Below are 7002 nucleotides of genomic sequence, written 5' to 3' on the forward strand. Positions count from 1 at the left end.
GCGAAGGGCATAGGGAAAGAAAAGGAGCTGGGGGGAAACTTTTCTTCAGAAAAGTTTCCCCCCAGCTCCTTTTCTTTCCCTATGCCCTTCGCTTGTCCTGACGGCGAATTCCGGAGTGTCTGCCGTGTTTGTCACGGCGGTTGCGCGACCCGGGTGACGGTTGCCGGCGGACGGGTGACGCGGGTGCGGCCCTGGTCGGGGTCGCCGTTTAATTGCGGCCGCATGTGCGTCAAGGGCCTGTCCACGCCCGAGGCGATGTACCACCCGGACCGGCTGCGCCATCCGCTTAGGCGCGTGGGGGAGCGGGGTTCGGGGAAATTCGTCCGCGTTTCCTGGGACGAGGCCCTGGCCGACATCGCCGCCCGCCTGGATACGTTTCGCCGGGAATCCGGCCCCGAGTCCGTGGCCTTGGGCCAGGGCACCGGCCGGCACCATTATTTCCACGTCATCCGTTTCGCCAACACCTTCGGCACGCCCAACTGGTACGAGCCGGGGCTGGCCAACTGCTTCATCCCACGCATCACGGCCTGCAACCTGACCTACGGCGGTTTCGTGGCCGGGGACTATTACGGCGACGTCCCGCCGCGCACCATTTTATTCTGGGGCCACAATCCGCTGGTCTCCGGGCCGGACGGCGAGCTGGCCTTTCCGATCAAAAAGGCCCTGGCCGCCGGGGCCTACGGCATCGCCGTCGACCCCAGGCGCAGCGAAACGGCGAAGCGTTGCGGCCTGTGGCTGCCGATTCGGCCCGGCACCGATGCGGCGCTGGCTCTGGCCATGATCCGGGCCATCATCGAAGAGGGCTGGTACGACCGGGAGTTCGTGGAGGCCTACGGTTCCGGGTTCGAGGCGCTGCGGGAGCGGGTGGGGCAGGCCACGCCCGAGTGGGCCGAGGAGGTGACCGGCGTGCCGGCCGTCTCGCTCCTCGAGGCCGCCCGGCGCTACGCCCTGGACAAGCCGTCCATCCTCGAGTGGGGCGTATCGTTGGAGCAGAACCCCAACAGTCTGCAAACCGTGCGGGCCGTGGCCATCCTGCGCGGGTTGACCGGCAATCTGGACATCCCGGGCGGGGACGTCTTCGGCCACGACCTGGTGGCCGCCTATCCGGTCATGCGGCAGGCTCTGCCGCCGGACGCCCTGGCCAAGCGCATCGGGGCCGACCGGTTCAAGCTTCTGGGCGGCTTTCGGGCGTTCATGCCGGCGGCGCACATCCCCGGGCTTTTCGGGGCCATGCGCACGGGTGAGCCCTACCGGGTGCGGGCGCTGCTCGTTTTCGGCAACAATCCCCTGGCCACCGTGGCCAACAGCCTGGGCGTACTCGAATCGCTTCGCGCCCTGGACCTGCTCGTCGTGGCCGATCATTTCATGACCCCGACCGCCGCGTTGGCCGATTACGTGCTGCCTTCGGCCTATTGGCCCGAGATCGACCAGATTATCGAGCTGCCGCTGGTGGCCCCGCAGGCGGTCTTTGCCCAGCGCAAGCTGGCGCAGGTGGGCGAGTGTCGGCAAAACGAGCTGATTTTAAGCGACCTGGCCCGGCGTCTGGGACTTCCCGGGGCCGATGAGACACTCCCCGACATTCTCGACCAGCGCCTGCGGCCCATCGGCCTGACCTTCGACGAGCTGGCCGATCGGTTCATGGTCATGGCCGAACCCGCCTATCGGCGGTTTGCGGCAAAGGGCTTTCGCACGCCGAGCCGCAAGGTGGAGTTTTTTTGCAAGGCGCTCGCCCGGCTGGGCTACGATCCGTTGCCGTCTTTTGCCGAACCGCCGGAAAGTCCGGTGTCCGCGCCGGAGGTGGCGCGCGAATTCCCGCTGGTTCTGACCACCGGGGCGCGGCGGCTGGAATTTTTTCACAGCGACGGCCGGCAGGTGGCCGGGCTTCGCAAGAGGCGTCCCGATCCCCTGGCCGAACTCGGGCCGGCCACGGCTGCCCGCTTCGGCATCGTCGACGGCGACTGGATCATCGTCAAAAGCCCGCGCGGGGCCATCCGCATGCGGGCGCGGGTTACGGCCGACATCCGGGAAGGGGTGGTCAGCGTCGATCACGGCTGGTGGTTTCCCGAGCGCGGCGGGTTCGATTTCGGGGCTTTTGAGTCCAACGCCAACGTGCTGACCAACGACGGCCCGCCCTATGATCCGGCCTTCGGCTCGTACCAGTTGCGTGGACTGCTCTGCGCCGTGGAAAAGGAGCCGTGACGCGCCCTTTCCTTGCGGGGACCTGCGGCCGAAGGGGCGGGTCCCCGCAGGGGACTAGACGGCCAGATCCAAAACCGAGCCCTTGGCCAGGGAGTCCTGGACTCCGGGCAGGACGTCCGGATCGATGCCGGCGTCGTCGTCGTACTGGTCTTGCAGGTAGGCGTCGGCGGCGGACAGGGCCGTGCCGAGGCCCTTGCGGTCCGCGCCGGTCGCTTCGAGGCTCGCGGTCAGGATGTCCGAGACGGCGTTGGCCGTGGCGTCGCCGAACCGCTTGGACACGTCGTCGATGGCCGAGGCCAGGGTGGACTGGATCGTATCCGTGGTCCCGGTGCCGTCCGAGGCGTAGAAAAGTTCGTTGTGGCCGTTTTGGAAATAGCCGTTGACCGCGTCGTTGAGCGCGCCGTTGAAGTTGGCGATGGCCGCGTCGCCGGCGGCGATGCCGAAATTGCGGTCGATGAACTTGAGCGAGGAGACAAGCGCGTTGCCCACGGCGTCCTCGCCGCCCGAGCCGTCGCCCACGCCCTTGACGATGATGCCCATGACCGCCGTGGCCGCCGCGTCGCCGTGCTTTTCCCGGATGGCGTCGATGGCGTCCGACAGCGACGTTTGCAGGTCCCCGGCCGCGCCGCTGTCGATGAGCGACCCGGCGTTGCTGGCGGCTTGGGCGTCCTTAAGCCGGCGCAGGATTTCGGCGGCAAAGGTATCCGAGGTCGTGCCGCTGGACTTGGCGGCCAAGACCGGCGTGGTCTCGGCCTGTTCGGAATAGCGGCCGAGTTTGAGCCCCCGGGCGTCCGCCTGGCTGGTCTGGGGGAGCAGACTGGAAAGGCCGGTCTGCTGGGGAGTGAGGGCCGTAATCCGCATGGACGTTCCTCGGCAATGCAATTCGTATGAAGCCTATCGGACGTTTCCCGCCGGGCTTTAGGCCCGCGATTGCCTCGTGCAACCCCTTCTGGTAGGTCCATCCCCACAAGATCGCGCATCAACGAAGAGCAGGCGACCCCCGTTGCACCCGGAAATCCTCCATATCGACCTGACCGCCGCGACGTCGCGCCGCGTTCCTTGCGACGCGCCCGCCCTTGGCTGCGCCCGGGGCGGCCGGGGGCTGGCCGGGCTGCTTCTTGCGTCCAGTCTGGCCACAGCGTTTGCGGACAATGCGCCGCGCCCGGTCTGGGGCGCGCCCGGGGCCGCCGTCTGTTTCGCGCCGGGCCGGCTGGCCGGGTTCGATCTGCCCGGGGCCGGACACGTTTCCCTGGCCTTTTTCTCGCCGCGCACCGGCGGGGCGGCCGTCGCCACCCTTGGCGGCTCCCTGGGACATGCCCTGGCCCGGGCGCGTCTTGCCGGCGTGGTCCTTACGGGCAGATCGGCCCGTCCGGTGGGGCTGGCCATCCGTGACGACGCCGTCGGCTTCGTCGACGCCGCCGGCTTGGCCGGCCGGACCACCACGGAAATTTTCGACAGCCTGCTTGGGGAATACGACGCGGCGGCGGTGACCGGCCCGGCGGCGCTTTCCGGCTCGCCCCTGGCCACGGTCGCGGCTGATCGCTGGCACGACGCCGGCGGCACGGGCGCGGGGCTGGCCCTGGCCGCGAAAAACCTCGTCTTTCTGGCCGTCGCGGGCACGGCCGAGGTCCGCCCGGCAGACGCGGCCGGTCTGGACGCGGCCCGGGCCGCCATGGAACGTCTCATTGCCGCCGCCCCGGCGCTGGCCGGACCGTGCGGCTTCGGCCGGTTCGGCACCGCCGCCCTGGTCGATCTGACCGCCGGGCGGCGCATGCAGCCGACAGACAATTTCCGGCGCACCTTTTTCCCCGAATCCCCGGCCGTCAACGCGCCGTGCCTGGAGACGCTTTTCCAGGGACACGGCGAAACCTGCCCGGGCTGTCCGGTCGGTTGCCGCCGGGTGGACGCTACGGGAAGGCTTTTGCCCGATGTGGACGCGCTGTCCCATTTTACGGCCCTGCTCGGGCTGGCCGACCCGGATTTGGCGGTTTTCGCCCGGCAATACTGCCTGGAGCAGGGCCTCGACGCGGCGGGCTGCGCGGTGGTCCTGGCCGCCGAGGCCGAACGGACCGGGGAGGCGCCGGCGCCCGGGCGCGTGCGCCGGGGGCTCGCTTCGCTTGCGGCCATGGACGCGGCCGGCCGGGCGCTCGTTGCCGCGCCGGCCCTGCGGGTCAAGGGCGTGGAGCTGCCGGCCTTCGATCCGCGCGGGGCCTGCGGCCTGGCCCTGTCCCTGGCTGTCGGCGCTTCCGGTCCCGATCCCTGGCGGGCCGGCTGTCTGGCCCATGAGCTTTTGCGCAAGCCCGTGGCCACGGACCGCTTCACCTTCGAAGGCAAGGCCCGGGCCGTTTTTCTGGGCGAGGCCGCCGTGGCCGCCGTCGCCTGTCTGGCCGGCTGTCCCTGGCTGGGTTTGGCCATAGGCCTGGAGGAATGGGCGTTGGCCCTGGCCGCTGTCACGGGCGAACCGGTCGCGGCCGGCGATCTGGCCGCTCTGGGGCAGGCGGTCGTGGCCCGGGAGCACGCCCAAAACGCCCGGTGCGGTCTGACCGCCGCTGATGGCGACCTGCCGCGGCGCTTTTTCGCCGAACCCGGCTCGGGCGGGGACGGCATTGATGTGCCGCCGCTCGATCGCGCCGCCTTTCTGGCCGCCCGGGCGAAATATTACCGCTTGTGCGGTCTGTCCGCCGAGGGGCTGCCGCTGGCGGCTCCCAGGGAAGCGCCATGGACGCGCTGACAAGCCTTTTCGCCGACCGGCTGGCCCGGGCCGGCCTGTGCGCGCCCGGCGCAGCGGCCATTGTCTGCTGCGACGACGCCGTGACCTTTTCCCGCGACGACGCCCCGCAAAACGCGATGCTGGCCGCAGCCGCCACCCGCCTCGGCGCGGCCTGCCTCATGCTCGTGCCCCCGGCCGAGCCCTACCGCGCCATCCTGGAGTTCCTGGCCGCCCGCGAGGCCCCGGCCATCCGCCCCCGCGACTGCGAGACGCGCACCTTCTTCCACGACATCCCGGTCATCGAACGCCCGGACGCGGCGCTGGTCGCTACGGCCCTGTCCCGGCGCAAGGGGGCCTACCTGCCCGGCCACGGCATCCTGGCTCATGGCGCGCTGTCGCCCGAACAGGCCTTTATCACCGTGTCCTCGGTGGCCTTTGCCGGGTTCGTGAAGTTTTTTTCCGATTATCTCACCGCCCGTCGCGCCGGCAGGTCCGATCCGCAGGCCCAGGCCGCCTTCGAGACGGCCGTGGCCCATCTGCCGCCGCCGCCCGAACGCGTGCCGCCGCTTATGCCCGGCCCGTTCGCCGACCGCGAGGCCGCCCTGGCCGCCATGGCCCAGGCCGGACGCGCCACCGTGGACCTGGGGCTGGTCGATTCGGTCTTCGGCAACATCTCCTACAACCTGCGCGGCACGCTGGCCATCAGCCAGACCGGCAGCGCCCTGGACGCCCTCGAAGGGGCCATCGACCTGTGCCCGCTCGACGGCTCGTCCTGCGCCGGGCTCACCGCCTCGAGCGAACTCTCGGCCCATGCCGCCCTGGCCGAAAAAGACGGCCGCAAGGCCATTTTGCACGGTCACCCCAAATTCGCCGTCATCATGTCCATGGACTGCGACGAACCCCAGTGCCGAAACCGTGACGCCTGCCACGTCGCCTGCAACAAATCCCGCTTCCTGGACGACATTCCCATCGTGCCGGGCGAGGTCGGCTGCGGCCCCCGGGGCCTCGTCCACACCATGCCCCCGGCGCTTGTCGGCCGGCGCGGCGTGGTCGTCCTCGGCCACGGCGTCTTCACCATGGGCCGCGACGACTTCAACGAAGCCCTCGTTGCCCTGTGCGCCATCGAAACATCCTGCCGCGCCCGCTATTTCGAAACGCTTGCGCGCTACAAAGCCTGATACGGAGCCATCCATGCACGAGCCGCACAACTCTTCCCCTCTGACCGTCAGCATCGTCATCCCGGTCTATAACGAGATGGAGACCCTCCCCGTCGTGCTGGCCAAGGTGCTGGCCCGGCCGGAAACCTGGGAAGTGGTCCTTGTGGACGACGCTTCCACCGACGGCAGCCGCCAGTACCTGCAAGGGCTCGACGGCACGGACCGTGTCCGCGTGCTGTTCCACGAAAAAAACCAGGGCAAGGCGGCCGCCCTGCGCACCGGTTTCGCCGCAGCCGCCGGCGACGTGGTGCTCATCCAGGACGCGGACCTCGAGTACGACCCCGAAGACTACCCCGTCCTGCTCGACCCCATCTTTTCCGGCAAGGCCGACGTCGTCTTCGGCTCCCGCTTCCTCGGCGGCCCCCACCGCGTGCTTTATTTCTGGCACTCCGTGGCCAACAGGTTGCTGACGCTTTTCTCCAATATGTTAAACGATATCAACCTCTCGGACATGGAAGTCTGCTACAAGGTTTTTCGCCGGGAAATCCTCCAACAAATCCACATCCAAAGCGATCGCTTCGGCGTCGAGCCGGAACTCACCGCCAAGGTGGCCAAGCTTCGGGCCCGCATCTACGAAGTGCCCGTCTCCTACTACGGCCGCACCTACGAGGAAGGCAAAAAAATCGGTTGGCGCGACGGACTCGCCGCCGTCTGGTGGATCATACGCTTCGGGCTGCTCTATCGCGGGTAGCGGGCTGGCCGGGGGGGGCTCTGCCCCGGACCCCACCGGGAGGCGAGCGCGCCCCCCGGACCCCCCGTCCGGTGTGCTTTGGCTTGGCGGGGGCGGGGTTGGCTGGCGGGAAAGCGGTTGTGTGAAGATGGCGGCGGCATTTGCCGGGACGGTGCATGTCGCTTCGCGACAAGCTCGTCTCCGAC

General features: G+C 69.2%; 5 protein-coding genes. 4 read left to right on the forward strand and 1 reads right to left on the reverse strand.

The features are described 5' to 3' along the window. Positions 1 to 81: 81 nt before the first annotated feature. Positions 82 to 2199, forward strand: a complete 2118-nt coding sequence (locus tag ACMZ6R_RS19745) for a molybdopterin-containing oxidoreductase family protein (RefSeq protein WP_416114667.1) — start codon at positions 82 to 84, stop codon at positions 2197 to 2199. A gap of 54 nt (positions 2200 to 2253) precedes the next feature. Here ACMZ6R_RS19745 and ACMZ6R_RS19750 read toward each other — a convergent pair whose 3' ends face one another. Beyond that, positions 2254 to 3060 (reverse strand): hypothetical protein, encoded by an 807-nt coding sequence (locus ACMZ6R_RS19750; protein WP_416114668.1) that lies wholly within the window; start codon positions 3058 to 3060, stop codon positions 2254 to 2256. Positions 3061 to 3202: 142 nt separating this feature from the next. Here ACMZ6R_RS19750 and ACMZ6R_RS19755 point away from each other — a divergent pair, with 142 nt between their 5' ends. From ACMZ6R_RS19755 to ACMZ6R_RS19765, 3 genes are read left to right on the forward strand one after another with little or no spacing between them, the layout of a single operon-like run. Then, complete coding sequence (locus ACMZ6R_RS19755) at positions 3203 to 4930, forward strand: aldehyde ferredoxin oxidoreductase C-terminal domain-containing protein (protein ID WP_416114669.1); 1728 nt, start codon at positions 3203 to 3205, stop codon at positions 4928 to 4930. Beyond that, entirely contained in the window at positions 4918 to 6087 is a 1170-nt protein-coding gene (locus ACMZ6R_RS19760) for a class II aldolase/adducin family protein (RefSeq protein WP_416114670.1), read from the forward strand. The genes ACMZ6R_RS19755 and ACMZ6R_RS19760 overlap by 13 nt, the downstream gene beginning before the upstream one ends. A 13-nt stretch (positions 6088 to 6100) precedes the next feature. Further along, complete coding sequence (locus tag ACMZ6R_RS19765; protein ID WP_416114671.1) at positions 6101 to 6817, forward strand: glycosyltransferase family 2 protein; 717 nt, start codon at positions 6101 to 6103, stop codon at positions 6815 to 6817. Positions 6818 to 7002 lie beyond the last annotated feature (185 nt).

It is taken from the genome of Solidesulfovibrio sp. C21 (genome assembly GCF_047785625.1).
Taxonomy (GTDB): domain Bacteria; phylum Desulfobacterota; class Desulfovibrionia; order Desulfovibrionales; family Desulfovibrionaceae; genus Solidesulfovibrio.